Here is a 23433-nt window from a genome sequence, read left to right on the forward strand (position 1 = left end):
CTCAGGCGATTGCGCTGTCGGATGCTGCCAGGCTGGCATCCGGAGCTTCGCCGGCCAGCCCGTACAGGGTCTCCAGCGCGGCGGTGAACTCGTGCCCGCGGCCTTCTGCGGCGAGCTCGTGCGCCCGTGCCGTGGGGGTGTGCAGCAGCACGCCGGCCAGGTGGCGCATCGCCTGCTCGACCAGTCCGTCCTCATCACCGCGGCGACGGGCGCGGTCGATCTCGGTCTCGAGCAGTCCGAAGATGTGGGTTCGGAAAGCCACCACCGCCGGTGCCACGCTCTGCCGCGAGCCGTCGACGTGGAAGCTCTCGGCCGCCTCGCGCACCACGTCGCGTGCGGCGTCGGTGGCCTGCAGCTCCTCCAGCGGGGCGTGCAGCCGGATCGTCTCCAGATCCAGCAGCGTCACGCCTTCGAGGTGCGCCACCTCAGGGTCGACGTTGCGGGGCATCCCGAGGTCGATCACGAGCTGCGAGTGCGGAGCGCCCGGCGCTGTCGAGGCGCCCATCGGGCATCCGGCGCCGGCCGCATTCGACAGACGCGACAGCTGGTCTGGACCGAGCACCGGATCGGTCGCGGTCGTGCAGGTGATCAGCAGTGTGGAGTGCTGCGCGACGGCCGCGTAGTCCGAGACCGCGCGCAGTCCGTGCTTCTTCGCGAACAGCTCGGCGCGCCCCGAGGGCGAGTACACCGAGATGTCGACGGCGCCGCGCTCGCGCAGCGTCGCCAGCGTCACGGCTGCGTACGCCCCGGTGCCGACCAGCAGCACGCGCTCGGCCGACCAGTCCGCGATGCGGCTGTCGGCGAGTTCGAGCGAGAGGCGCACAAGAGAGCGGCCGGCGCGGTGCAGGGCGGTGACGTTCTTCACCTTGCGCTGAGCTTGACTGGCCCGTTGGAACAGTCGCTCCAGTTCGGACGATGTGGTGCCCTGCTCGCGGGCATCCGACAGCGCACGACGCACTTGACCAGCGATCTCGCCCTCGCCCGACACGACCGACTCCAGTCCGGACGCGACGGCGAACAGGTGCTCGGCGACGTGTCGGTCGTCGACGACGCGGTACGAGCCGTCGAGATCGGATGCCGGGATGCCGGTGGCCTGTGCGACAGCATCCACCACTGCGTCGTGATCGAGCCCAGTGCCGTGGTCGAGCTCCGCGGTATCGACGTACGCCTCGAAGCGGTTGCACGTCGCGAGCACCACTGCGCCCTGCGCGCCGGCATCCATCAGGCTCGGCGCGACGATTTCGGGGTTGCGGCTGAGACGTTCCAGCAGTTCGAAGGAGGCGGTCTTATGACTGGCCGTGACGCAGAGCAGCACGGGGTGAGTGTACCCGCGGCATCTTTGAGCCTGCTCAGCGGCACCGATGTGTGTCCGGTCGTTACGGCAGATCGACGCGACAAGGAGACGCATAGGAGCAGATGCCACGATGGCGGCATGAGTGATCTGCTGCGTGCCCTTGCCGGTGAGACCCCCGAGCGCACCCCGGTCTGGTTCATGCGTCAGGCCGGACGTTCGCTGCCCGAATACCGCGAGCTGCGCGTGGGAACGCGGATGCTGGATGCCTGCCTCACCCCTGACCTCGCCGCTGAGATCACCCTGCAGCCCGTGCGCCGACACGGCGTCGACGCCGCCGTGTTCTTCAGCGACATCGTCATCCCGCTGCGGCTCGCAGGCGTGGACGTCGTGATCGAACCGGGGCGCGGTCCGGTGTTCGCGAACCCGGTGCGCACGGCAGCCGACGTCGCCCGCATCACCGCAATCGACCCGGCAGACCTCGATGGCACTGCCATCGCGGAAGCCGTGCGGATCACCGTCGCCGAGCTCGGCGACACGCCGCTGATCGGCTTCGCCGGCGCGCCGTTCACCCTCGCGGCCTATCTGATCGAGGGCGGCCCGTCGAAGGAGCACCTTCGCGCCAGGGCGATGATGCACGCCGACCCCGATTCGTGGAACGCGCTCGCCGGGTGGCTGGCGCGCATCTCGCGTCGGTTCCTCGAGATCCAGCGTGACGCCGGCGCCTCTGTCGTGCAGCTCTTCGACTCGTGGGCCGGCTCCCTCAGCCCGACGGACTACCGCACGCACATCGCCCCGCACTCGCATGCCGCACTGGAGGGGATCGGCCTGCCCAGCATCCACTTCGGTGTCGGCACCGGTCCGTTCCTCGCGGACATGCGGCTCGGTGGCATCGCGGACGCCGTCGGCGTCGACTGGCGGATGCCGCTCGACGAGGCGATCCGCGTGCTCGGCCCTGACGTCGCCGTGCAGGGCAACATCGACCCCGCGCTGCTGCAGGCGCCATGGCCGGTGCTCGAGGCGCACGTCCTGGATGTCATCGAGCGCGGACGCGGTGCCAAGGGGCACGTGCTGAACCTCGGCCACGGCGTGCCGCCCGAGACCGACCCCGACCAGCTCACCCGCATCGTCCGCCTCGCCCACGGCGAGCTCTGACGCTGGGCGCGGCGACCCCGTGAGTCCGGTGACCTGACCGTCGACCCGGTCCGATGGGGATTCCTCCCCATCGGCGGCTGCTCACCGGTCATGTAAATTCACAGGGGAGTTCACCGGGGGATCGAATGAGTGCAGAGAAGGTCGAGATCGACTACGACCTGCTGACGGGGGTGCGCGCATCGCTCACGCAGATCATCGCCGAGCTGGAGGATGCGCCTGAGCGCTCCGGCGACGTCGCGGGGGCTATCGGCGCTCCGTTCGAGCAGTCGCAACTGAGCACCCTGGCCGCCGACTTCCGCGGTGCGTGGGAGCCGAAGCGCGAAGATCTGATCGCCGCACTGGATGGCATCGCCACACACCTCGACGTCGTGATCGACTCGTACAGCGAGCTGGACGAGGGAGCCTGACATGGGGCACGAGTACGTGGAGGGTGGCACGGCCGGCGAGGCGGTCGGCGTCGGCGAGCAGATCCGCACGATGACCAGCGAGCCTTCGACGGTCGCTTCGAACGCGCAGAAGATGGAGGACTACGGCAGCCTGATGGGCACCGTCAGCGCCCAATTGCAACAGCTCGTCGAGGCGGACCTCACCCAATGGGCCGTCTCCGGCGCCGCGGTCGACAAGCTTCGATCGTCGATCGGCGAGAGCGCGCAGCTGCTGGCCGTCGCCGGCGCGATCTACTGGCCGATCGGCGCAGCGCTGAGCCGCTATGGACAGGCCGCCGAGGGGTGCCAGGACGACCTCAACGGGCTTGCCGTCTCCTGCAAGCTGGCCTGGACCCAGTACCAGGCGGCAGTCGACACGGCGCGCAACGCGACCGCACCAGACCCCGCTGCCGAGGACTTCGACCAGGAGAACGCGGACTATGAGCAGGTCCTGAAGTCGGCCGAGAACGCGCGCAGCGCGTGGGGCCAGGTCTCGACGCAGTGGAACAACCGCTTCGTCGGGTGGCGCGACGAATACGACCAGGCCGTGGCGGCACTCGCCGCTCCTGCGCTCGATGAGATCCGCAAGGGCGACAGAATTCCGGCTGTGGGAGACCCTGCGCTGTTCCCGAACGGGATACCGGGCTCGGGGGATGTGACTCAGGGCAGTATCGGCGACTGCTATCTGCTCGCGGCCCTCGCCGGCATCGCGAACGCCGACCCCGAAAAGATCATGGACATGATCACCATGAACGCCGACGGCTCGTACACCGTGCACTTCGCGGATGGCGATGTCGTCGTGACAGCGGACCAGATCTCTGACACCGATCAGGCGCTGTGGGTGCGCATCTTCGAGGGCGCCTACGAGAACCGGATCGGGTACGAGGACCTCAACGACGGCGGCTGGGCGCGCGAGGTCATGCAGGACATCTACGGCGAGGATGCCGACGTCAAGGACCAGGACTCGGGCTTCTGGGACTTCCTCACCGGCGGAAACGACATCGCCGACAGCTACGACGAGATCGACGCCGCGCTGGACGACGGTCTCCCCGTCGTCGCGAGCGCGCAGAACGGTCAACTCGGCTTCGACGGCGGCGGGCACGCCCTCACGGTGCTCAACACCTATGAGCAGGACGGTCAGCAGGTGATCGTGCTCCGCAACCCGTGGGGGCACAACAGCGGCCACGAAGACGCCATCCGCGCTGCCGGCGGCGAGCTGACCGAACCGCCGGACGGCACCTTCACCATGACAATGGAAGAGTTCACCAAGTCGTTCAACGTCGTGGAGGTCGGAAACAGATGATCGCGTCCAGAGCGGCAGGCATCATCGTCGCCGCATCCGTCGCACTGACGCTGACCGCGTGCAGCGCAGGCACTGAGGAGGATCCCATGCCCACCCCCGATTCGTCATCAACGGCGGCCGTTCAGGACCCGAACCCGGCCGAGCCGATCGCCCAGATCGTCTCCGGAGCCGATGTCATCGTGCGCGGTGTCATCGAATCGGTCGAGCCCGCCGTCGAAGACGCCGACAAGGACGTCTTCGCCGCGCAGACTGCGACGGTGCGGGTCGAGGCGGTACTGAAGGGCGATGCGCCCGCCGAGATCAGCGTCGTCAAGCCCGCAGGCACCTACTACTACCTCGTCGACCAGGCGCAGGAGTCGCACGACGCCAAGCACGAGGGACTCTTCGCGCTCAAGAACACCGGTGCGGGGTACGAACTGTTCGGCTTCGTTGGGGTGTTCGATGACTCCGCAGCTCCGCGCACCTTCGCGCGTCTGCTGGCCGGCGGGCCGGAGCGTCTGCCGGAGGCCACGCCCGCGCAGCTGGAGGAGTGGGCGAAGCGCGCCGACATCATCGTGTTCGCCGCGGCACGCGGCGACAGCGACGACATGGTGCTGCACACCCCGCGGATCGACTTCTCGGCCTCTGCGACGCTGGAGCCCATCGAGGTGCTGAAGGGCGAGATGCCGGGACCGCTGAGCGTCGTGCAGGGTCCGCAGCCCGAGGTGCCCGGTGGCACGTGGGCCTTCCCCATCAAGGACTCAGGGCAGACCGGGGTCTACTTCATCGACACCTCTGGCGAGGTTCCCGTGGTCATCAACACCACCGAGCCGAGCCGCATCAATCAGCGCCGCGTGCCGCTGGGAGACTGACCGCTGCGGAACGGGATCTCCACCACCGCACGATGCGAAGGTCGTCCGCGCCGAAGCGGCCGTCGGGCAGGGCGGCGCGGATGCGCTCGTCGCTGAACGGTCGCGACGGGCGCAGGCCGACGGGCAGTTCCGGTGCGGGCGGTGCGGCCTCGCTGACGCCCTCGGACAGCATCTGAGCCTGTGCCTTGGCGACGAGCGGGACGATCATGACCCACTCGGTCAGCTGCGCCAGCACGCGCACGGTCCACACCGGCATCGGAATGTACATCGGGCGCCGCCCCGCGACACGTGCGATGCGACGGATGGCCTCGCCGAGCGTCACCTCGTCTGCTCCCATCACGGCCACGGTGGGCTCGACGATGCGTCCCTCGATCGCGGCGACCAGCACGTCCACGGCGTCACTGACCGGAACAGGACGGGCGGTGCGCTCGCGGAAGCCGACGGTCCAGAAGAACGGCAGCGTGCGCACGGCCCGGGTGACGTGATCGACCATGTGGTCGCCTTCGCCGTAGATCATCCCCGACTTGAGGATGGTGTGCGGGATGCCGGACTCACGGATGATCTGCTCGGCCTGCCATTTGGACTCGTGGTAGGCCGAACCGCAGTCGGGCCGTGCCCGCAGGAAGCTCACCATGACGATGCGCTGCACCCCTGCTCGCCTGGCCGCCTCGACGACCGCACGAGTGCCCTCGACGTGCACGCGCTGGAAGGTCTGGTCGCCGAGCTCGCGGTTGATCCCGGCGCAGTGCGCCACGACCTGGCACCCCTCGAAGGCAGAGGCGAGTGCGTCGACGTCGGTGATGTCCACGCCGCTTCGGCGCGAGATCGGAACCGCCCCGGCGCCGAGGCGCTCGGCCAGGTGGCGGCCGACGAATCCAGTGCCTCCGGTGATCGCTGTTCGCATGACTTCTTCCTTCGCTTATTAGCTAGATGGCTAAAGAGTATCTAGCAAGAGTGCTATATTGCAACCATGACAGACAGTGCGACCGACATCTTCGCCGCGCTGGCGCATCCGACCAGACGGCAGATCCTGCAGGACCTGAAGGACGGCGAAATGGCCGCAGGCGAGATCGCGGCACGCTTCCACGTCAGCGGCCCCACGATCTCTCGCCACCTCAGCGTGCTGCGACAGGCGGGACTGGTCAGTGAGCGGCGCGACGCCAACCGCATCCTCTACTCCCTGGTCGGCGAGAGGCTCGCGCTGTCTGTGGGCGACTTCCTCTCCACGGTCTGCCCCGAGCAGATCGTGCTCCGCGAAGTGCGCAAGCGTCGCCCCACCAAGGCCGACGCTCCGGCATGAGTCGGTGGCGTCCCCGCGGAGCCATCGGACGCATAGACACGGGTGAAAGAATCGGGACATGAGCGATCACGCCCCCGAACTGGCCGCCCGCGCAGCACAGCAGCACATCGTCGTCATCGGCGGCGGCATCGGAGGGCTGGTCGCGGCGCGCGAATGCGCGAAGGTCGGCATGGGCGTGACGCTGCTCGAGGCGTCGGATGCCCTCGGCGGCAGCATCCGCTCGGCTCAGCTCGATGACCTGACGATCGATGCCGGCGCTGAGAGCTTCGCCACCCGCGGTGGGCACGTGCGCGCCCTCGTCGACGAGCTCGGCCTCGCCGATCAGGTGGTGGCTCCCGAAGGGGGAGGGGCGTGGCTCAGCGGCATCCCCGACGCCCCCGATGCGCCGCTGCCGGCCGGCGGCGTGCTCGGCATCCCCGCCAACCCCTTCGTCGACGACGTGCGCCGCATCATCGGCTGGCGCGGCGCATGGCGCGCCTACATCGACCGCCTGCGTCCGCCGCTCACCATCGGCCATCAGCAGAGCCTCGGCAAGCTGGTGCGCTCGCGGATGGGCGACCGGGTGCACGATCGCCTCGTCGCGCCCGTCACCGCCGGCGTCTACTCGGCGCTCCCGGATGATGTCGACACCGATGCGGCAGCCCCAGGGCTGAACGCGACGCTCACCAGGGTCGGATCGCTCAGCGGTGCGGTCGGCGTGCTGATGGGCGAGCGCGAGAAGAAGGCGCCGGGGTCGGCCGTGCTCGGCCTCGTCGGAGGCATGGGGCGCCTCGTCGACGCACTGCGCGCTGACCTCGACACGTACGGTGTCGCGGTGCGCACCGGCGCCCGAGTCACGAGCGTCGAGCGCGACGGCGCGTCGTGGACCGTCGCCTACGACGAGATGGCTGCTGCGGACGACGTGGATGCTGACGGCGCCGATCCGGCAGATGTCGGCGTGACTCTGACAGCAACCGGCGTCGTCGTCGCCACGGCCGAACCCGCCGCGCGGGGACTGCTCGACACCCTTGTTCCCGACCTCGGCACGGCTGGTGCGTCCCCCGAGATCGAGATCGTCAGCCTGCTGCTTGATGCTCCGCAGCTCGATGCCGCTCCGCGTGGCAGCGGAGTGCTCACGGTGCCTGGAAGCCACGTGGCCAAGGCCCTGACGCACTCCACCGCCAAGTGGGGCTGGCTGCGCTCGGCCGCAGGCGATCGTCATGTCGTGCGCGTGTCGTTCGGCACGCAGGGGGAGCCCGCCGCGACCGCCGCACTCGATGATGACGGCGCCGCCCAGCTGGCGCTGTCACAGGCATCCGCTCTGCTCGGTGTAGAGCTGCAGCCGTCTCAGCTGCTCGCAGCGCACCGCGCCAGCTTCGTGCAGGCTCAGCCCACCTCGCTCATCGGCGCCGCCGAGCGGCGCGCCGCTGCACGCGAGGCCGTGCAGGCGGTGCCCGGGCTGGCCGTGGTGGGAGCGTGGATGGCCGGAACGGGGCTCGCGCAGGTGATTCCGGATGCCATCGCCGAAACCGACCGGCTGCGCAGCGCCCTGCTCTGGGAGTGATCTGGGAGAACGCACGCTGAAGGCGAGGGAGTAGATGCCGAATCGGGCATATGCGACTAGCCTGGAAACCTATCGCGCGGGTCAGGCCAGTACTGACCCGGCGAAGACGCCGCAACAGGAAGTCAGGAGGCTCCCATGAAAGGGAAGATCGGACTCGTCGTAGGACTCGGCGTAGGTTACGTGCTCGGCACGCGCGCTGGGCGCGAGCGCTATGAGCAGATCAAGACGCAGTGGCTGAAGGTGTGGCACCTCGATCCGGTGCAGGCACAGGTCACGCGCGTGCAGGACTTCGCGAAGTCGCAGGCCGCCGCGATCCCAGGTGCGCTGTGGAACGGCGCCGTCAAGGTCGCCAAGGCCGTCTCGGACTCCGGCACGCCTGGTGAGAAGCTCGACAACGCGGTCGATGCGGCGAAGGATGCCGCAGGCGACGTGGCGGATGCCGCTGAAGACGCGGCCGAGGCCGTTCAGAAGCGCGCCGAAGCGAACAGCGCGGCCAAGCGCGCCTCGAAGCGCACCTCGACGAAGAGCACGGCGAAGCCGGCCACGAAGAGCACGACGAAGAAGAACGGCTCCTGACATGGGCCGCGGATACCGCGATCGCGCCGATGACAGTCTGCTGACACTGCTCGGCGATCTGCCCGAGCTGGTGCGCAACCTCGTCACCGCCGAGGTCGAAGCAGCCAAGGCATGGGTCTCGCGTGTCTCCAAGGACGGACTGTTCGGCAGCCTCTGGTTCATCATCACCCTGTTCCTGCTGTTCTGGGCGATTCCCGTGCTGCTGGCGTTCGGCATCATCGGTCTGTCGTCGTGGTGGGCTCCATGGGTGGCGGCGCTGGCGGTGTTCGGATTCCTGCTGCTGGGCGTCATGATCTTCGCTCTGCTCGGCATCCTGCGTTTCCGCAAGATCATCAAGAGCCAGAACCCCGGGCAGGCCGTGGCCACTGACATCCGACTCGTGAAGGAGGCCGGAGATGACGAATTCTGATCCGCGACGATCTGACCTGCAGGGCCGGCCAGTGAATCTGCCCCGCACAGCCGTGCCAGATGGCATCACCGATCCGGTCGAGTCCGCCCGCGCCGAGCTCAAGGCCGCGCTTGCCGCCATCGAGGTGCGCGGCAACTTCCCGCGCCGGATCGAGAAGGCCTCACAGCGCGGCATCGTGCGCGCCCGCGCCTTCGCGCACCGCAACCCCGTCGGCGCGGCTGCTGCCGTCGTGGGCGTGGCGGCGACGGTCGGCGGGCTGGTCTGGGTGCTCGTGCGCGCCGCCTCTCGCTGACCCGAGCTCGCTGAACCCGACTTCCGGTTCGCCGTCCTCGGATATAAGGGGCACACTGGAATCATGTCGGAAGCTCGTGATGACAACCCGTCCGGATTCACTCTTTGGGCCGTGTGGCGCCGCAACCCTGATGCGCCGTCCGGCGACTCTGACGCGACCGAACTCGAGACCATCGTCGGATACATCGAGGACTCCGGCGTCACGGTCCGCGGGTTCTACGACGTCAGCGGGCTGAAGGCCGACGCCGACCTGATGGTGTGGCTGCACGGCGACACCGCTGAGGAGCTGCAGCGGGCTCTGCGCCGTATGCGCCGCACCGACATGCTGAAGTCCCTGCTGCCGGTGTGGAACGTCATGGGCGTGCACCGCGACGCCGAGTTCAACCGTGCCCACGTGCCTGGATTCCTGCGCGGCATCGAGCCGAAGGGCTGGCTGTGCCTGTACCCGTTCGTGCGCACCCCCGAGTGGTACCTGATCGACGAGGCCGACCGACGTCGCATGCTCGCCGACCACGGCCGCAAGGGTGCCGCCTTCACGGGCGTAATCGCCAACACCGTCGCTGCCTTCGCGCTCGGCGACTACGAGTGGCTGCTGCCGCTCGAGGCGGATGACCCCACAGAGCTCGTCGACCTGATGCGCGACCTGCGCTACACCGAGGCCCGCAACTTCGTGAAGGAGGAGGTGCCCTTCTACACCGGGCGCCGCCTGCGCTTCGACGAGATCGCCGACGTCCTGCAGTGACCGCTGTCGCACCCGTCCCCATCCGGCTCGGCACGCGCCGCAGCGCGCTCGCGCAGGCGCAGTCCGGTCACGTCGCCGACGCGCTGTCGAAGATCGCCGGGCGCCCCGTCGAACTCGTGCCGATCGTCTCAGAGGGTGACACCAACCGGGCATCCCTGTCGCAGATCGGCGGCACCGGCATCTTCGCCAACCGCCTGCGCGAGGCGCTCATCGCCGGTGAGTGCGACATCCTCGTGCACTCGCTCAAAGATCTGCCGACGGCCGTTCCATCGGAACTGGTCATCGCCGCCACCCCGCCGAGGGCGGATGCCAGAGACGTCGTCATCACGCGCGGCGGCACGCCGCTGCATGAGCTTCGCAGTGGAAGCACGGTGGGTACGGGAGCTCCTCGGCGCATCGCCCAGGTGCGCCGCCGCGCCCCGCACGCGCAGGTCGTCGACATCCGCGGCAACGTCGACTCGCGTCTGGCCAGGGTCAAGTCCGGCGAGTTGGATGCTGTCATCCTCGCCGCCGCTGGGCTGTCACGTCTCGGTTCGGACACGAAACTGCACCGCGAGGAGCTCGGCCTGAGCGAATGGCCGACCGCCCCAGGGCAGGGATCGCTCGCGGTCGAGACGATCGCCGATGCACCCGCGGATCTGCTCGCGGCCCTCGCCGAACTCGACGACGAGGACACCCGAATCGCCGTCACGGTCGAGCGCGCGATCCTCGCAGGGCTCGAAGTCGGATGCCAGGCGCCGATGGCCGCGCACGCGATCGTCAAGGGCGACAGCGTCCGCGTCCGCGCCGTCGTCTACGAGCCGGGCGGCGGGCGCCGGATCGGCCTCGATGTCACCGAGTCCCTGAACCGGGGGTATATTCGGACGAACGGCAGCGGCAACGGTGCGGATGCTGCCGATGGTGCAGACCCGATGCGCGAAGCCAGTGATATCGGTGATTCTGCAGCCCATCGGCTGCTCGAACAGGGAGCGGCCGACCTCCTCCCGCGAGAGTGATCCTGATGACTGCTACCGATACGAAGACGGCCCGGCCGCTGGACGGCTGGCGAGTGCTGGTGCCCCGCGGCGGCCCGTGGGGCGACGGTGTCGCCGCGTCCCTGCGTGCGCAGGGTGCTGTCCCCGTGGTCGCTCCGCTGATCAATTTCGCCCCCACCACCGACCAGGATGCCCTGGACGGGGCCCTCGGACGACTGGCAGCAGGTGAGTACGACTGGCTGACCGTCACGAGCGCCACCACGGTCGACGTGCTCTTCGCCCACCGTGTGGAGATCCCTCGCAGCACCAAGATCGCCGCTGTCGGCGAGACCACCGCCGCAGCCCTGCTCGCGGTCGGCTACGAGGTGGCACTGGTGCCGGACCTCGACAATTCTGCGGCCGGCATGGCCGAGCAGATGATCGCCCTCGAGCCCGAGCCGCGCCGCGTGCTCTCCCTGCGCAGTGAGATCGCGAAGCCCGTGCTCTCAGTGATGCTGAACGACGCGGGGCACGACGTCGACAGTGTCGTCGCCTATCGCACGGTGGGGGTGCCTGTCACCGACCGCATCCGCCGCGACGTCGAGAACGGTCGCATCAATGCGATCCTGATCACCAGCGGCTCGGTCGCAGGTCAAGTGCGCGAGCAGTTCCCCGATATCCCCGACAGCACCCTGCTGGCCGCTATCGGACCGCGCACGGCGAAGGACGCCCGCAAGGCCGGGCTGACGATCACGGCGATCGCCGATCGCCAGACCGTCGACGCGCTGATCGAGACCGTCTCGCACTTCACGCTGCCGCACGCGTCCGACGAGTTCGCCCCGTGAGCCGCTTTCCCGACGCGCGCCTGCGCCGCCTTCGGCAGTCGGCGCCTGTGCGCAACCTCCTGCGTGAGACATCGCTCGAGGCGCGGCAGCTGGTGCTGCCGATGTTCGTGCGCGAAGGACTGACCGAGCCGGCGTCGATCGGGTCGATGCCCGGCGTCGTGCAGCACTCGCTCGATTCGCTGAAGAAGGCGGCGGCGGATGCTGCCGAAGCCGGCCTCGGCGGAGTGATGCTGTTCGGTGTTCCCGCGGTGCGGGATGCGCGCGGGACCGGGGCAGATGACCCTGCCGGGATCCTGAATGCCGCGACGGCCGCGCTGGCATCCGAGGTCGGCGATGCGCTGGTCGTGCAGACCGACCTGTGCCTGGACGAGTTCACCGATCACGGGCACTGCGGTGTGCTCTCGGCCGAGGGTGAGGTCGATAACGACGCCACCCTGGAGCGGTACCAGTCGATGGCCATCGCGCAGGCGCGAGCGGGCTCTCAGCTGCTGGGTCTCAGCGGCATGATGGACGGCCAGGTGGCCGCGGTGCGGCAGGCGCTGGACGCCGACGGATTCACGAATGTGCTGCTGCTGGCCTATTCGGCCAAGTACGCCAGTGCGTTCTACGGCCCGTTCCGCGAGGCGGTCGACTCGCAGTTGCAGGGTGACCGCCGCACGTACCAGATGGATCCGGGCAACCGTCGCGAGGGCGTGCGCGAAGCGCTGTTCGACCAGGACGAGGGCGCCGACATCGTGATGGTGAAGCCCGCGATGGGCTTCCTCGATGTGCTGCGCGAGGTGCGCGATGCCGTGGACGTGCCGGTCTGGGCCTACCAGGTCTCCGGCGAGTACGCGATGATCGAGGCCGCTGCCGCGAACGGGTGGATCGACCGTCGTGCCGCGATCCTGGAGTCGCTGGTGTCGATCCGCCGTGCCGGCGCCGACGCCGTCCTCAGCTATTGGGCGCTCGAAGCCGCCGACTGGCTCAAGTAGCCGCGTCAGCGTCGACACCCCATAGGACAGCCATAGCCGTGCGTTCTACTGTGGAGGCATGACCGATCGCAATGACTCCCTGTTCGACGCTGCGCGCGCGGTGATCCCCGGTGGCGTGAACTCGCCGGTGCGCGCGTACGGATCGGTCGGAGGGACGCCGCGCTTCCTGGCATCCGCTTCCGGCGCGACGGTGACGGATGCTGCCGGCGCGACGTATCTCGACCTCGTGGCGTCGTGGGGGCCTGCGCTGCTCGGCCACGCGCATCCCGAGATCGTCGAGGCGGTGCAGGATGCTGCCACGCGCGGTCTGTCGTTCGGGGCGCCCACCGAGGGGGAGGTCGAACTCGCCCAGGTGATCGCCGATCGCGTGCGCGTCGGCGACGCCCGTCCCGTCGAGCGGGTGCGCCTGGTGTCAACAGGCACCGAGGCGACCATGACGGCGATCCGCCTGGCCCGCGGCGCCACCGGGCGCGACCTGCTGGTGAAGTTCGCCGGGCACTACCACGGGCACTCGGACGGGCTGCTGGCCGCCGCAGGCTCCGGCGTCGCGACGCTCGCGCTGCCGGGCTCCGCCGGAGTGCCGGCGCCCATCGCCGCGCAGACCCTGGTCATCGACTACAACGACCCGGATGCCCTGGCTGCCGTGTTCGCCGAGCACGGCGACCGCATCGCGGCTGTCATCGTCGAGGCCGCGGCGGCCAACATGGGCGTCGTCGCCCCGCAGCCTGGATTCAACAAGCTGATCGCCGACACCGCTCACGCACACGGCGCGCTGCTGATCCTCGACGAGGTGCTCACCGGATTCCGCGTGCACCGCGCCGGGTTCTGGGGGCTGCAGCAGCAGGCGGGCGAGCAGTACCTGCCCGACATCATCACGTTCGGCAAGGTCGTCGGCGGAGGCATGCCCCTGGCAGCCCTCGGCGGGCGCGCCGAGGTCATGGACCTGCTCGCCCCTGTCGGCCCGGTGTACCAGGCTGGGACGCTGTCGGGGAACCCGCTCTCGGTCGCCGCTGGCCTCGCGACGCTGCGGCTCGCGACCGACGACGTGTACGCCCGCATCGACGAGGCCGCGGCGCGGCTGACATCCGCTCTCGATTCCGCGCTGTCGGATGCCGGAGTCGAGCACGCCGTCCCTCGAGCCGGCAACCTGTTCGGCGTCGCCTTCGCCGCCGAGGCGCCGCGCGACTACGCGCAGGCCCAGGCGCAGGCGTCGTTCCGGTACGCGCCGTTCTTCCACGCCATGCGCGAGCAGGGTGTCGCTCTGCCGCCGAGCGTGTTCGAGGCGTGGTTCCTCACCGCCGCGCACGGCGAGGACGAGCTCGCTGCGATCGAGGCTGCGCTGCCCGCGGCTGCTGCGGCCGCGGCGACCGCCTGACTCCGGAGTTTGTAGACGCCCACAGAATGATCGTTGCGGTCCTGTGAGCAAGTCGCAGGCATCAATCAGGACTGCGCTGGCAGACTGGATGCATGGTGACGCTGCTACTGGATCAGACACGACTCGAGGTCGTGCTGTCTCCTATCGAGCGGGCTTCGACCTTCCATCGTGACAACTTGCGCATCGAGCGCGAGCACATCACCAAGGTGCAGCTCACCGAAGACGCCTGGACGTGGATGCGCGGGGTACCGGGGCCCGGCACGTACATCCCCGGAATCCTCGCCGCCGGCACCTGGAAGGGTGCAGGGACGACCGATTTCGTGCTGATCCGCCGCCGTCGGCCCAGCGTCGTGATCGACCTCGACGGCGACCCGCAGTACCAGCGCCTCATCCTCACCACGCGGCACGGCCTCGCCCTGACCCAGGCACTGCGCCTGGACGTCACCGAGCACCCTGCCGATGTCGTCGACATCGCCTCGACCGCGCCGGTGCCGGTGTCGAAGCCGCGTCAGCGGCCGGTCATCCGCCCTCGCCCGGCCTGAACGCCGGGCGTCCGGCCTCAGCCGCGGTGCTGCTCGTCGTCGCCCTGCTGTGGCTCTGACTCCGCGCCCTCAGCCGAGGTGTCTGCGTCGTCCGCAGGCGCGCTCTCCTCGGCGTTCGGGCTGCCGTACGGGTAGTCCGGTGCCGAGCCGTCGAAGAAGCGGCTGGCCGCCGACGACAGCGAGGTGCGCATGGCTGCCAGTCGAGGGTCGTCCTCAGCATCGTCGACGGTGGAGTCGTCGTCCTCGTCGTGGGGCACGGGGTGCGCCGGCAGCGAGATCGCCGCGGTCGTCGTGATCGAGTCATCGGCATCCGACGGGATCCCGGTGATCAGATCGGTGAACGTGGGAACCTCGCTCGGAGCGGGGATCGAGACAGAATCCGTCGCAAGCGGAAGGATCGTGGGGCGGTCGTCCTGTTCGTCGCGTTCTTCCGTGACGTCGGATGCTGCCGCATCCGCGGCCCGCGGAGCCCAGGCGTCCGTCGCGTCGACGCCATCGACGCTGTCGTCACTGTCGGGGTTGTCGTCGCGGTGGTCACTGTCGACGTTGCCGTCACTGTCGGAACGGTCGGACGGCTCCGAAACGTCGGCGGACGGCAGATCCTCGGTGGTGGCAGCCTCGTCGGGCAGGTCCTCGGCGTCAGGACCCGCCGCGGGGGAGGACGGAACCGGGAAGGTGATGCCGACGGCGGGAGCCTCGTCATCGTGCCGCGGCTCATCGGTCAGCTCATTCGCGGCGAGCAGGTCGTCGATCGACGCGGGTGCATCGTCGACTAGCGCAGGTGCTTCTTCCAGCGGTGCGGCTTCGATGATCGCATCCGCCTCGGACGCGCCGGCATCGGAGTCGCCTGCCTCGTCGGTCCCGGCGGTCTCGGCGCCGGCGTCGGAGCCGCCCGCCTCGTCGGGCGCTTCAGCGGAATCCACCGGCGCCGCGGTGTCCACGGAGTCGTCGGCGTCCGCCCAGTCGGCGGTTTCAGCCGCGGCCGTGTCCACCGTCGCGGCGGCGGGCGTCCATGGGGCAGCAGTCTCTGCGTCTGCAGCAGCATCCGCAGCACCGTCAGCACCCGCTTCGTCAGCATCCACCGCTGTGGCCATGTCCTCGGCAGCATCCGCGTCCGCATCGGGAACAGCATCCACATCGGGGGTCACGTCGGCAGCATCCGAGCCGTCCGCGTCGGAGGTCCCCTCCGCGTCATCCGCAGCCGGCACGATGTCGATCGGCGCGGTGCCGTACCCGACGCCGGCCGCGGCGACCACGCCGCCATCCGCGACGACCGCGGCCGCGCCAGCCAGCGGCACGCCACCGGCCACCAGCGCGGCGTCGCCTGCGGGGCTGGCGTCACGTGCATCTCCGGCATGCGCCACGGGGTTCGCGACCACGTCGAGGCGCGGACTGTCGCTGCGGCGGCCGTAGATCAGGTCGAGGAAGACCTCTTCCAGGCTCGGGCCGCGCTGCTGCAGAGTGGTCAGGGCGATCCCCGTTTCGGCGGCGATAGCACCCACCTGGGCGGCATTCGAGTTCCGCACGGTGACGCCTGAGCGCAGCAGGTCGAACGTGAGTCCCGCCGACGTGAGCGCGGCGACCAGGGCGATGCGGTCGTCAGCATCCACCACCACGGCACCGCCGGCCGGGTCTGCCAGCTCGTCCATGCTGCCGGAGTACACCGCGCGACCACGCGAGAGCACCACGACGTTGTCGGCGACCTGCTCGATCTCGCTGAGCACGTGCGACGAGACGAGCACCGTGCGGCCCTCATCGGCGAGGCGGCGCATCAGCAGGCGCATCCAGCGGATGCCCTCCGGGTCCAGTCCGTTCGCGGGCTCGTCGAGCACCAGCACACCGGGGTCGCCGAGCAGAGCGTTCGCCACGGCGAGACGCTGGCGCATGCCGAGCGAGTAGCTGCCCATGCGGGTGTCGGCGTCGTCCTGCAGGCCGACCAGCTGCAGCACCTCTGCCACCCGCTCGACCGGGATGCCGTTGGCCTTGGCGGCGATCATCAGCTGTCGTGTCGCCGAGCGGCGAGGGCGGTACGCGGACTCCTCCAGAACGGCTCCGACGGTGCGCAGCGGCTGGCGCAGCTCGGAATAGGGCACGCCGCCGATGGTGGCGGTGCCGGAAGTCGGCTTGACCTGCCCGAGCAGGATGCGAAGCGAAGTGGTCTTGCCGGCGCCGTTGGGGCCGAGGAAGCCGGTCACAGCTCCCGGCTCGACGCGCACAGTGAGCTCTGAAACCGCCGTCACTGTGTTGAAACGCTTGGTGACCTCGGTGAACTCAAGCACCTGTCCTTCAGGCATGATGACTCCCCCTGTTGTCTGCCAGTTCCTCCCATCTTGGTGGAATTCTCTGAGAATGGTGGTTTCACCTGCCGAAAATGCTCATCCTGACGCGCGAATGGGGGCTTAACGGGAAGCGGAGTAGCCTGACGAGCGTGACCGACGTCGAAGAAGCCTCTGTTCAAGCCCCCGTGCCGGCCGCCGCCGAGCCCACTGTGCTGGTGCGCACCGAGAACTCCCTCGGCTGCATCACGCTGAATCGACCGAGGGCGATCAACGCTCTCGACCTCGGCATGATCGAGCAGATCATCGCCGCGCTGACGGCGTGGGTGCACGACACGGACGTGCAGACGGTGCTGATCGATGGCGCCGGCGATCGCGGACTGTGCGCCGGTGGCGACGTGCGCGCGCTGTACGAGCAGATCGTCGGAGGCAACCCGGAGGGCGCTGCCGATTTCTTCCGCGCCGAGTACGCCATGAACGCGCTGATCGCCGAGTACCCGAAGCCGATCGTCGTCTTCGCCGACGGCATCACCATGGGCGGCGGCATCGGCCTGGCCGGCCACGCCGCGGTGCGCATCGTCACCGAACGCTCGCGGCTCGCGATGCCCGAGACCCGCATCGGCTTCACCCCCGACGTCGGCGGCACGTGGCTGCTCGGCCGCGCGCCGGGCCGGCTGGGGGAGTACTTCGGCCTCACCGGGCAGAGCATGAGCGGTGCGGATGCTGTTTACATGGGCTTCGCAGACCACTTCGTCCCGTCGCAGAACCTCGAGGCGCTGCGCGAGGCGCTGGCGTACCGTGCCGACCCCGGCACTCCGAACGAGATGACGCTGCTGTTCGATGAGACGCCGGAGCCGTCCGAGCTGCCGGCCGCGCGCGCGTGGATCGACGAGGTGTTCTCCGCCGACACGGTGGGCGAGATCGTGCAGCGGCTGCGTGAATCGGATGCCGCGGATGCAGCATCTGCTCTGGCGACGCTCGAGGAGCTCGCCCCGACCGGCCTCGCCGTCACTCTCGACGCCGTCCGAGAGGCCCGCGCGATGAGCGGAGTGCGCGAAGCGCTGGAGGGCGAGTACCGCCGCGTGATGTGGTTCGGTCACAACCACCCCGACCTCGTCGAGGGCATCCGCGCGCAACTGGTCGACAAGGACCGTCAGCCGAAGTGGCAGCCCGCCACGATCGCCGAGCTGGGGGAGGACCCAGGCCGTCCGGCCCGCGAATTCGTGCCAGAGGTGCCCCTGTTCTGACAGGGTCAGACCGAGGCGATGAGCTCCTGCAGTCGGGCGACGTGCGCGCCCGCCACGCGGTCGCGGGCGTAGGCCACAGCGGACTCCCGGCGCGGGGCCAGCAGGCTGCGCGAGCCTTCGAGCTGCACGATCAGATCGGCCAGACCCTCAGCATCCGACGTCAGCGTGCCGAGAGCTGCGTCGCCGAACTCCTTCGCCAGCACCGGATCGCTGACGATCACCGGGCGTCCGTGCGCGAACGCCTCCAACGCCACCATCGGCTGATTGTCGAAGCCGAGTGACGTGATGAGCGCGGCATCCGCGGCGTCCATCAGCTCGCCGACGCGCTCGCCAGACACCGGTCCATGGAAGGTGACCCCAGGAACCGGGCGGTGCGTGCCGCCTGCCACATCGAGATGCACGCGACCCTGCCCGAGCCGGTCGGCGACCAGCCGCATGGCGTCGAGGGCGACGTCGACGCGCTTCTCGGGCGCGAAGCGCGCCACCCACAGCAGCCGCAGCGGTCCGTCATCGGCGGGAGCGGATGCCACACGCAGCGGCTGCGCCACGTTCGAGAAGGCCTCGACGCGTCCGGCGCCGGCCGCGCGCAGCGCCTCGGCCTGATGCCGCGACGGCGAGAGGACGATGTCGGCGCGCTGCGCGACGCGCAGGGTCATCGTGCGCAGAGCGTTGTTCATCGGGTGGCTGCCGGTGAAGCGATCGCCGCCGCGGATGCCGGTGAGCGAGCTGTGCACGCGCGAGACGACCGGTGCGAACGGCGCGAGCGCGGCCGGCGCCCGCCAGAAGAAGGTGTGCACCGTGTGCAGGGAGGGGATGCCGAGACGCCGGGCGACCGTGATCGCCGCCGTCGCGAGGGCGAACTCGGAGTGCACGATCACCGCACCGATGCCGTGTCGGCGGATCGTGGCGGCGACCAGCGGCTCGAGATCCGCGGCGCGGCCGAGCAGGGGCAGATCGAGGACGGGGATGGTCCCTCGGCGCGGCGGTGCGATGGTGATGAGCGGATGCTGGGGGGCATCCGACTTCTCGCGGTGAGCGGGCTGGGTCTCGACCGCGTCGGCGTCCGGCGCCAGCACGACCACGCGCACTCCCTCGCTCGCCAGCGCCTCGGCCTGCCGCAGGAAAGCGGTCTGGGCGCCGCCGAGGTATCGCAGCGAGTAATCGCACACCATCAGCACCGCAGGTGCGGTCGTGTCGTCCTCGTGCATCGGTTCCCTTCGCGTCGCCTCTGCGAGTCTATTCGGGCGTTTCGCTGTCAGCGAAGGTCATCCCCTGGGGGGAGACGAATGTCGGAAGTTCGTGGCACGCTATCGTGTGGCCGATTTTCGGCCCGCTCTGAAACTCCCAAGGAAGTCCGCCTGTGCTGGGAAAACTCCTCATCCGCTATCTCAGAAGATACTGGCTGCTGCTGGTCATCATCGTCGTGCTGCAGTTCGCGAGTGTCATGGCATCGCTGAACCTGCCCGCGATCAACGCCGACATCATCGACAACGGTGTCGCCAAAGCCGATATCGGCTACATCTGGAACCGCGGCGCCTTCATGCTGCTGGTCTCCCTGGGGCAGATCCTCGCCTCGATCGTCGCCACCTACTTCGCCGCCCGCATGGCGATGAGCGCAGGGCGCGACATCCGCGCCGACGTGTTCGCCCGCGTCAGCGGCTTCTCCGAGCGTGAGGTGTCGCAGTTCGGCGCCGGTTCGCTCATCACCCGCAACACGAATGACGTGCAGCAGGTGCAGATGCTGGCGATGATGGGCGCGACGATGTTCGTCACCGCGCCGCTGCTCGCCATCGGCGGCATCATCTACGCCGTGCGCACCGACGTCGGACTCAGCTGGCTGATCGCCGTGTCGGTGCCGTTGCTGCTGGTCATCGCCGTGCTCATCATCGGACGCATGGTGCCGCTGTTCCGCGCCAACCAGCGCAAGCTCGACAGCATCAACGGCATCATGCGCGAGCAGCTCACCGGCGTCCGCGTCGTCCGCGCGTTCGTCCGCGAGCAGATCGAAGAGCAGCGGTTCCGCCTGGTCAACACCGACCTGATGGTGCTCGGCCGCCGCATCGGCTCGCTGTTCGTGCTGATGTTCCCGCTGTTCATGCTGGTGCTCAACGTGACCGTCGTCGCCGTGATCTGGTTCGGCGGCGTCGAGATCAACGCCGGCAACGCCGAGATCGGCACGATCTTCGCCTTCATGCAGTACATCGGTCAGATCATGATGGGCGTGATCATGTCGAGCTTCATGGCGATGATGATCCCGCGCGCAGCCGTATCGGCAGAGCGCGTCGGCGAGGTGCTCGACGCCGAGTCGTCGATGACCCGCACCGAGAACGGCACGACCGAGTTCCCCACTCCGGGGTCCGTCGAGTTCGTCGATGCGGAGTTCACCTACCCCGGTGCCGAGGTGCCGGTGCTGACCGGCATCAGCTTCAGTGCCGCGCCGGGTGAGACCGTCGCGATCATCGGATCGACCGGCTCGGGCAAGACGACGCTCGTCTCGCTCATCCCGCGACTGTTCGACGCCACGGGCGGAACCGTCCGCGTCGGCGGTGTCGACGTCCGCGAGGCTGACCTCGACGAACTGTGGAAGGGCATCGGCCTGGTGCCGCAGCGTCCGTTCCTGTTCACCGGCACCGTGGCATCCAACCTGCGCTACGGCAGGGAGGAGGCCACCGATGAAGAGCTCTGGAAGGCGCTCGAGATCGCGCAGGGCCGGGACTTCGTCGAAGAGATGCCCGAAGGGCTCGAATCGCGCATCGCGCAGGGCGGCACGAACGTCTCGGGCGGTCAGCGCCAGCGTCTCGCCATCGCCAGGGCCATCGTGCATCAGCCGCAGATCCTCGTCTTCGACGACTCGTTCTCGGCGCTCGATCTGACCACGGATGCGAGATTGCGACAAGCGCTCTGGCGAGAGCTGCCGCATGTGACCAAGATCGTCGTCGCGCAGCGCGTCTCGACCATCACCGATGCTGACCGCATCGTGGTGCTCGAGGACGGCGCGGTGGTGGGTGTCGGCACGCACGATGACCTGCTCACCACGAGCACGACCTACCGAGAGATCGTCGAATCGCAGCTGGGGGTCGAGGCATGAGCTCTTCAGCAAGCGCGAAGGCGCAGAACGACGAAGTCACGATGACTGCCGCAGAGAAGGAAGAAGCGGAGCTCGCTGAGAAGGCGCGCCTTGAGGGCGGTGGCATGTTCGACGGCCCGGCTCCGGGCAAGGCCGACCACTTCGGGCCCAGCTTCCTGCGCATGCTGGGGCTGCTCAAGCCCTCAGCCATCTGGTTCGTGCTGGTCTCGATCGCCGGCGCCATCGGCGTCGTGCTCTCGGTCGCGGCACCGAAGGTGCTCGGCGAGGCGACCAACATCGTCTACGAGGGCTTCATCTCCAACGTGCTCGGCAAGGGCATCGGGGGCAGCCCCGGCTTCCCCGCGGGCACCAGTCAGGAGCAGGTCGTCGAGGCGCTGCGCGCCGCCGGCCAGGACGAGTACGCCAACATGGTCGGCGCGATGGCCGACTTCTCGGTCGGCGGCGGCGTCGACTTCGAGCGGTTGCGCTGGATCATCGTGGCGGTGATGGTGATCTACATCGGCTCGGCGCTGCTGAGCTGGGTGCAGGGCTACGTCATCAACGTGATCATGGTGCGCACCATGTGGCGCCTGCGCGAAGACGTGGAGGCGAAGATCAACCGTCTGCCGCTGTCGTACTTCGACAAGGTGCAGCGCGGTGAGCTGATCTCGCGCGTCACGAACGACATCGACAACATCACCCAGACCATGCAGCAGTCGCTGTCCGGGGCGCTGACCTCGGTGCTGACCGTGATCGGCGTGCTGGTGATGATGTTCTCGATCTCGTGGCAGCTCGCGCTGGTCGCTCTCGTCTCGCTGCCACTGATGGGCGTCATCTTCGGCGTCATCGGTCCGCGTTCGCAGAAGGCATTCGGAATCCAGTGGCGCAAGGTCGGCCGGCTCAACGCCCGCGTCGAGGAGGCCTTCTCCGGCCACGCCCTCGTCAAGGTCTTCGGCCGCGAACAGGATGCCCTCGACAGCTTCCAGGTCGAGAACGAAGAACTGTTCCAGGCGAGCTTCAGGGCGCAGTTCCTGTCGGGCATCATCATGCCCGCCATGACCTTCGTCGGAAACCTCACCTACGTCGGCATCGCCGTGCTCGGCGGGCTGATGGTCGCGAACGGCAACCTGCGACTCGGTGACGTGCAGGCCTTCATCCAGTACTCGCAGCAGTTCAGCCAGCCGCTGAGCGAGCTCGGCGGCATGGCCGCTGTGGTGCAGTCCGGTACGGCGTCGGCGGAGCGCGTCTTCGACTTCCTGGATGCTGAAGAGCAGGAGCCGGATGCTGAGGACGCTCCTACGGTGACCGACGGGCGTGGTGTGATCGAGTTCGAGCACGTCGCGTTCTCGTACAGCGAGGATCGTCCGCTGATCAAGGATCTGTCGTTCCAGGTGGAACCGGGGCAGACGGTCGCCATCGTCGGGCCCACCGGTGCCGGCAAGACGACGCTGGTCAACCTGATCATGCGGTTCTACGAGCTCGACTCCGGGCGCATCCTGCTCGACGGGCAGGACATCTCGCAGATGACGCGCGACGACCTGCGTGGTCGCACGGGCATGGTGCTGCAGGATCCGTGGCTGTTCGGCGGAACGATCCGCGAGAACATCCGGTACGGCAACGAGTCGGCATCCGATGAGGAGATCATCGCGGCCGCCGAGGCGACCTACGTCGACCGGTTCGTGCACTCCCTGCCGGAGGGCTATGAGACCGTGCTCGACGAGGACGCGTCGAACGTGTCAGCCGGTGAGCGCCAGCTGATCACAATCGCCCGCGCGTTCGTGGCGCGTCCCTCGATCCTCATCCTCGATGAGGCGACCAGCGCCGTCGACACTCGCACCGAGCTGCTGCTGCAGCACGCGATGGCGGCGCTGCGTCAGGGTCGCACCTCGTTCGTGATCGCGCACCGTCTGTCGACGATCCGCGACGCCGACCTCATCCTGGTGATGGAGCACGGCGACATCGTCGAGCAGGGCGACCACGAAGAGCTGATCGCCAAGCAGGGCGCGTACTGGCGGCTGTACCAGTCACAGTTCGAGCAGGCCGCGGCCGACATCGACGCCGAGGATGCGCTCACCGGCTCGACGCCGGTGATCGTCACCGGCGAGGCTGAGGCTGCGGCCGAGGCGGTCGCCGAGCAGGCCATCGCTCAGGCTCCGGACGCCGCGCAGCTGGCGGAGGCCGTGAAGGACGCCGAGTCCACGGCATCCGACCCCGCTCGCGACTGAGCCCGCACATGCAGAACGCCCGCCCCGAGTTCGGGGCGGGCGT

The 23433-nt window shown here is 68.9% G+C and carries 22 protein-coding genes; 18 read left to right on the top strand and 4 right to left on the bottom strand.

Features of this window, described 5'->3' with window-relative positions:
- Position 1 precedes the first annotated feature (1 nt).
- Positions 2-1315: a glutamyl-tRNA reductase gene (locus MNR00_RS01740; protein ID WP_241927456.1), complete on the bottom strand. Its 1314-nt coding sequence runs from the start codon at positions 1313-1315 to the stop codon at positions 2-4.
- Positions 1316-1432: 117 nt separating this feature from the next.
- Here MNR00_RS01740 and hemE point away from each other — a divergent pair, with 117 nt between their 5' ends.
- From hemE to MNR00_RS01760, 4 genes are all read left to right on the top strand, one after another.
- Positions 1433-2446 (top strand): uroporphyrinogen decarboxylase, encoded by a 1014-nt coding sequence (gene hemE / locus MNR00_RS01745; protein WP_241927457.1) that lies wholly within the window; start codon positions 1433-1435, stop codon positions 2444-2446.
- A gap of 125 nt (positions 2447-2571) precedes the next feature.
- Positions 2572-2853 carry a hypothetical protein gene (locus MNR00_RS01750; protein WP_241927458.1) on the top strand — a complete coding sequence of 94 codons (282 nt, stop codon included), beginning with the start codon at positions 2572-2574 and terminating at the stop codon, positions 2851-2853.
- Position 2854: 1 nt separating this feature from the next.
- Entirely contained in the window at positions 2855-4174 is a 1320-nt protein-coding gene (locus MNR00_RS01755) for a C2 family cysteine protease (protein WP_241927459.1), read from the top strand.
- Positions 4171-5025 (top strand): hypothetical protein, encoded by an 855-nt coding sequence (locus MNR00_RS01760; RefSeq protein ID WP_241927460.1) that lies wholly within the window; start codon positions 4171-4173, stop codon positions 5023-5025. Before MNR00_RS01755 ends, MNR00_RS01760 begins: the two co-directional genes overlap by 4 nt.
- On the opposite strand, the gene MNR00_RS01765 is transcribed toward MNR00_RS01760, so the two are convergent.
- A complete protein-coding gene (locus MNR00_RS01765; RefSeq protein WP_241927461.1) occupies positions 4994-5929 on the bottom strand; it encodes an NAD(P)H-binding protein in 936 nt (311 codons plus the stop codon). The two genes, MNR00_RS01760 and MNR00_RS01765, sit on opposite strands and share 32 nt — an antisense overlap.
- A 66-nt stretch (positions 5930-5995) precedes the next feature.
- Between MNR00_RS01765 and MNR00_RS01770 the strand changes: the two genes are divergently transcribed.
- From MNR00_RS01770 to MNR00_RS01820, 11 genes are all read left to right on the top strand, one after another.
- Entirely contained in the window at positions 5996-6325 is a 330-nt protein-coding gene (locus MNR00_RS01770; RefSeq protein WP_241927462.1) for a metalloregulator ArsR/SmtB family transcription factor, read from the top strand.
- A 58-nt stretch (positions 6326-6383) separates the two neighbouring features.
- Positions 6384-7868 (top strand): FAD-dependent oxidoreductase, encoded by a 1485-nt coding sequence (locus tag MNR00_RS01775; protein ID WP_241927463.1) that lies wholly within the window; start codon positions 6384-6386, stop codon positions 7866-7868.
- A 135-nt stretch (positions 7869-8003) separates the two neighbouring features.
- Positions 8004-8444 (top strand): hypothetical protein, encoded by a 441-nt coding sequence (locus MNR00_RS01780; RefSeq protein ID WP_241927464.1) that lies wholly within the window; start codon positions 8004-8006, stop codon positions 8442-8444.
- Between the two features lies 1 nt (position 8445).
- Positions 8446-8853 (top strand): phage holin family protein, encoded by a 408-nt coding sequence (locus tag MNR00_RS01785; RefSeq protein WP_241927465.1) that lies wholly within the window; start codon positions 8446-8448, stop codon positions 8851-8853.
- Positions 8840-9145, top strand: coding sequence for a hypothetical protein (locus MNR00_RS01790; RefSeq protein ID WP_241927466.1), 306 nt, complete (start codon positions 8840-8842; stop codon positions 9143-9145). The genes MNR00_RS01785 and MNR00_RS01790 overlap by 14 nt, the downstream gene beginning before the upstream one ends.
- 63 nt (positions 9146-9208) lie before the next feature.
- Positions 9209-9886, top strand: a complete 678-nt coding sequence (hemQ, locus tag MNR00_RS01795) for a hydrogen peroxide-dependent heme synthase (protein ID WP_241927467.1) — start codon at positions 9209-9211, stop codon at positions 9884-9886.
- Positions 9883-10881, top strand: coding sequence for a hydroxymethylbilane synthase (gene hemC / locus MNR00_RS01800; protein WP_241927468.1), 999 nt, complete (start codon positions 9883-9885; stop codon positions 10879-10881). Before hemQ ends, hemC begins: the two co-directional genes overlap by 4 nt.
- 5 nt (positions 10882-10886) lie before the next feature.
- Positions 10887-11684, top strand: coding sequence for a uroporphyrinogen-III synthase (locus tag MNR00_RS01805; RefSeq protein ID WP_241927469.1), 798 nt, complete (start codon positions 10887-10889; stop codon positions 11682-11684).
- Positions 11681-12658, top strand: a complete 978-nt coding sequence (gene hemB, locus MNR00_RS01810; protein WP_241927470.1) for a porphobilinogen synthase — start codon at positions 11681-11683, stop codon at positions 12656-12658. Before MNR00_RS01805 ends, hemB begins: the two co-directional genes overlap by 4 nt.
- 58 nt (positions 12659-12716) lie before the next feature.
- Positions 12717-14033, top strand: coding sequence for a glutamate-1-semialdehyde 2,1-aminomutase (locus tag MNR00_RS01815; protein WP_241927471.1), 1317 nt, complete (start codon positions 12717-12719; stop codon positions 14031-14033).
- 92 nt (positions 14034-14125) lie between these two features.
- Positions 14126-14575, top strand: a complete 450-nt coding sequence (locus tag MNR00_RS01820; RefSeq protein WP_241927472.1) for a hypothetical protein — start codon at positions 14126-14128, stop codon at positions 14573-14575.
- Between the two features lie 17 nt (positions 14576-14592).
- Here the strand turns inward: MNR00_RS01820 and MNR00_RS01825 are convergent, their stop codons facing one another.
- Positions 14593-16869 carry an ATP-binding cassette domain-containing protein gene (locus MNR00_RS01825; protein WP_241927473.1) on the bottom strand — a complete coding sequence of 759 codons (2277 nt, stop codon included), beginning with the start codon at positions 16867-16869 and terminating at the stop codon, positions 14593-14595.
- Between the two features lie 170 nt (positions 16870-17039).
- On the opposite strand from MNR00_RS01825, the gene MNR00_RS01830 reads away from it, so the two are divergent.
- Entirely contained in the window at positions 17040-18098 is a 1059-nt protein-coding gene (locus MNR00_RS01830) for an enoyl-CoA hydratase/isomerase family protein (protein ID WP_241928893.1), read from the top strand.
- 5 nt (positions 18099-18103) lie between these two features.
- On the opposite strand, the gene MNR00_RS01835 is transcribed toward MNR00_RS01830, so the two are convergent.
- A complete protein-coding gene (locus MNR00_RS01835; RefSeq protein WP_241927474.1) occupies positions 18104-19306 on the bottom strand; it encodes a glycosyltransferase family 4 protein in 1203 nt (400 codons plus the stop codon).
- A 152-nt stretch (positions 19307-19458) separates the two neighbouring features.
- Between MNR00_RS01835 and MNR00_RS01840 the strand changes: the two genes are divergently transcribed.
- Together MNR00_RS01840 and MNR00_RS01845 are read left to right on the top strand one after the other, a co-directional pair.
- The gene (locus tag MNR00_RS01840; RefSeq protein ID WP_241927475.1) at positions 19459-21186 is read left to right on the top strand and encodes an ABC transporter ATP-binding protein; all 1728 of its coding nucleotides are present in this window, start codon (positions 19459-19461) and stop codon (positions 21184-21186) included.
- Positions 21183-23390 (top strand): ABC transporter ATP-binding protein, encoded by a 2208-nt coding sequence (locus MNR00_RS01845; RefSeq protein WP_241927476.1) that lies wholly within the window; start codon positions 21183-21185, stop codon positions 23388-23390. Before MNR00_RS01840 ends, MNR00_RS01845 begins: the two co-directional genes overlap by 4 nt.
- The last annotated feature ends 43 nt before the right edge of the window (positions 23391-23433 follow it).

The organism is Microbacterium sp. H1-D42 (genome assembly GCF_022637555.1).
Classification (GTDB): Bacteria; Actinomycetota; Actinomycetes; order Actinomycetales; family Microbacteriaceae; genus Microbacterium.

What these genes read in the sequence shown, in the direction of transcription:
- hemE (WP_241927457.1), top strand. Translation starts at nt 1,433, where the DNA reads ATGAGTGATCTGCTGCGTGCCCTTGCCGGTGAGACCCCCGAGCGCACC.
- MNR00_RS01750 (WP_241927458.1), top strand. Translation starts at nt 2,572, where the DNA reads ATGAGTGCAGAGAAGGTCGAGATCGACTACGACCTGCTGACGGGGGTG.
- MNR00_RS01755 (WP_241927459.1), top strand. Translation starts at nt 2,855, where the DNA reads ATGGGGCACGAGTACGTGGAGGGTGGCACGGCCGGCGAGGCGGTCGGC.
- MNR00_RS01760 (WP_241927460.1), top strand. Translation starts at nt 4,171, where the DNA reads ATGATCGCGTCCAGAGCGGCAGGCATCATCGTCGCCGCATCCGTCGCA.
- MNR00_RS01765 (WP_241927461.1), bottom strand. Translation starts at nt 5,929, where the DNA reads ATGCGAACAGCGATCACCGGAGGCACTGGATTCGTCGGCCGCCACCTG.
- MNR00_RS01770 (WP_241927462.1), top strand. Translation starts at nt 5,996, where the DNA reads ATGACAGACAGTGCGACCGACATCTTCGCCGCGCTGGCGCATCCGACC.
- MNR00_RS01775 (WP_241927463.1), top strand. Translation starts at nt 6,384, where the DNA reads ATGAGCGATCACGCCCCCGAACTGGCCGCCCGCGCAGCACAGCAGCAC.
- MNR00_RS01780 (WP_241927464.1), top strand. Translation starts at nt 8,004, where the DNA reads ATGAAAGGGAAGATCGGACTCGTCGTAGGACTCGGCGTAGGTTACGTG.
- MNR00_RS01785 (WP_241927465.1), top strand. Translation starts at nt 8,446, where the DNA reads ATGGGCCGCGGATACCGCGATCGCGCCGATGACAGTCTGCTGACACTG.
- MNR00_RS01790 (WP_241927466.1), top strand. Translation starts at nt 8,840, where the DNA reads ATGACGAATTCTGATCCGCGACGATCTGACCTGCAGGGCCGGCCAGTG.
- hemQ (WP_241927467.1), top strand. Translation starts at nt 9,209, where the DNA reads ATGTCGGAAGCTCGTGATGACAACCCGTCCGGATTCACTCTTTGGGCC.
- MNR00_RS01805 (WP_241927469.1), top strand. Translation starts at nt 10,887, where the DNA reads ATGACTGCTACCGATACGAAGACGGCCCGGCCGCTGGACGGCTGGCGA.
- MNR00_RS01815 (WP_241927471.1), top strand. Translation starts at nt 12,717, where the DNA reads ATGACCGATCGCAATGACTCCCTGTTCGACGCTGCGCGCGCGGTGATC.
- MNR00_RS01820 (WP_241927472.1), top strand. Translation starts at nt 14,126, where the DNA reads ATGGTGACGCTGCTACTGGATCAGACACGACTCGAGGTCGTGCTGTCT.
- MNR00_RS01825 (WP_241927473.1), bottom strand. Translation starts at nt 16,869, where the DNA reads ATGCCTGAAGGACAGGTGCTTGAGTTCACCGAGGTCACCAAGCGTTTC.
- MNR00_RS01835 (WP_241927474.1), bottom strand. Translation starts at nt 19,306, where the DNA reads ATGCACGAGGACGACACGACCGCACCTGCGGTGCTGATGGTGTGCGAT.
- MNR00_RS01845 (WP_241927476.1), top strand. Translation starts at nt 21,183, where the DNA reads ATGAGCTCTTCAGCAAGCGCGAAGGCGCAGAACGACGAAGTCACGATG.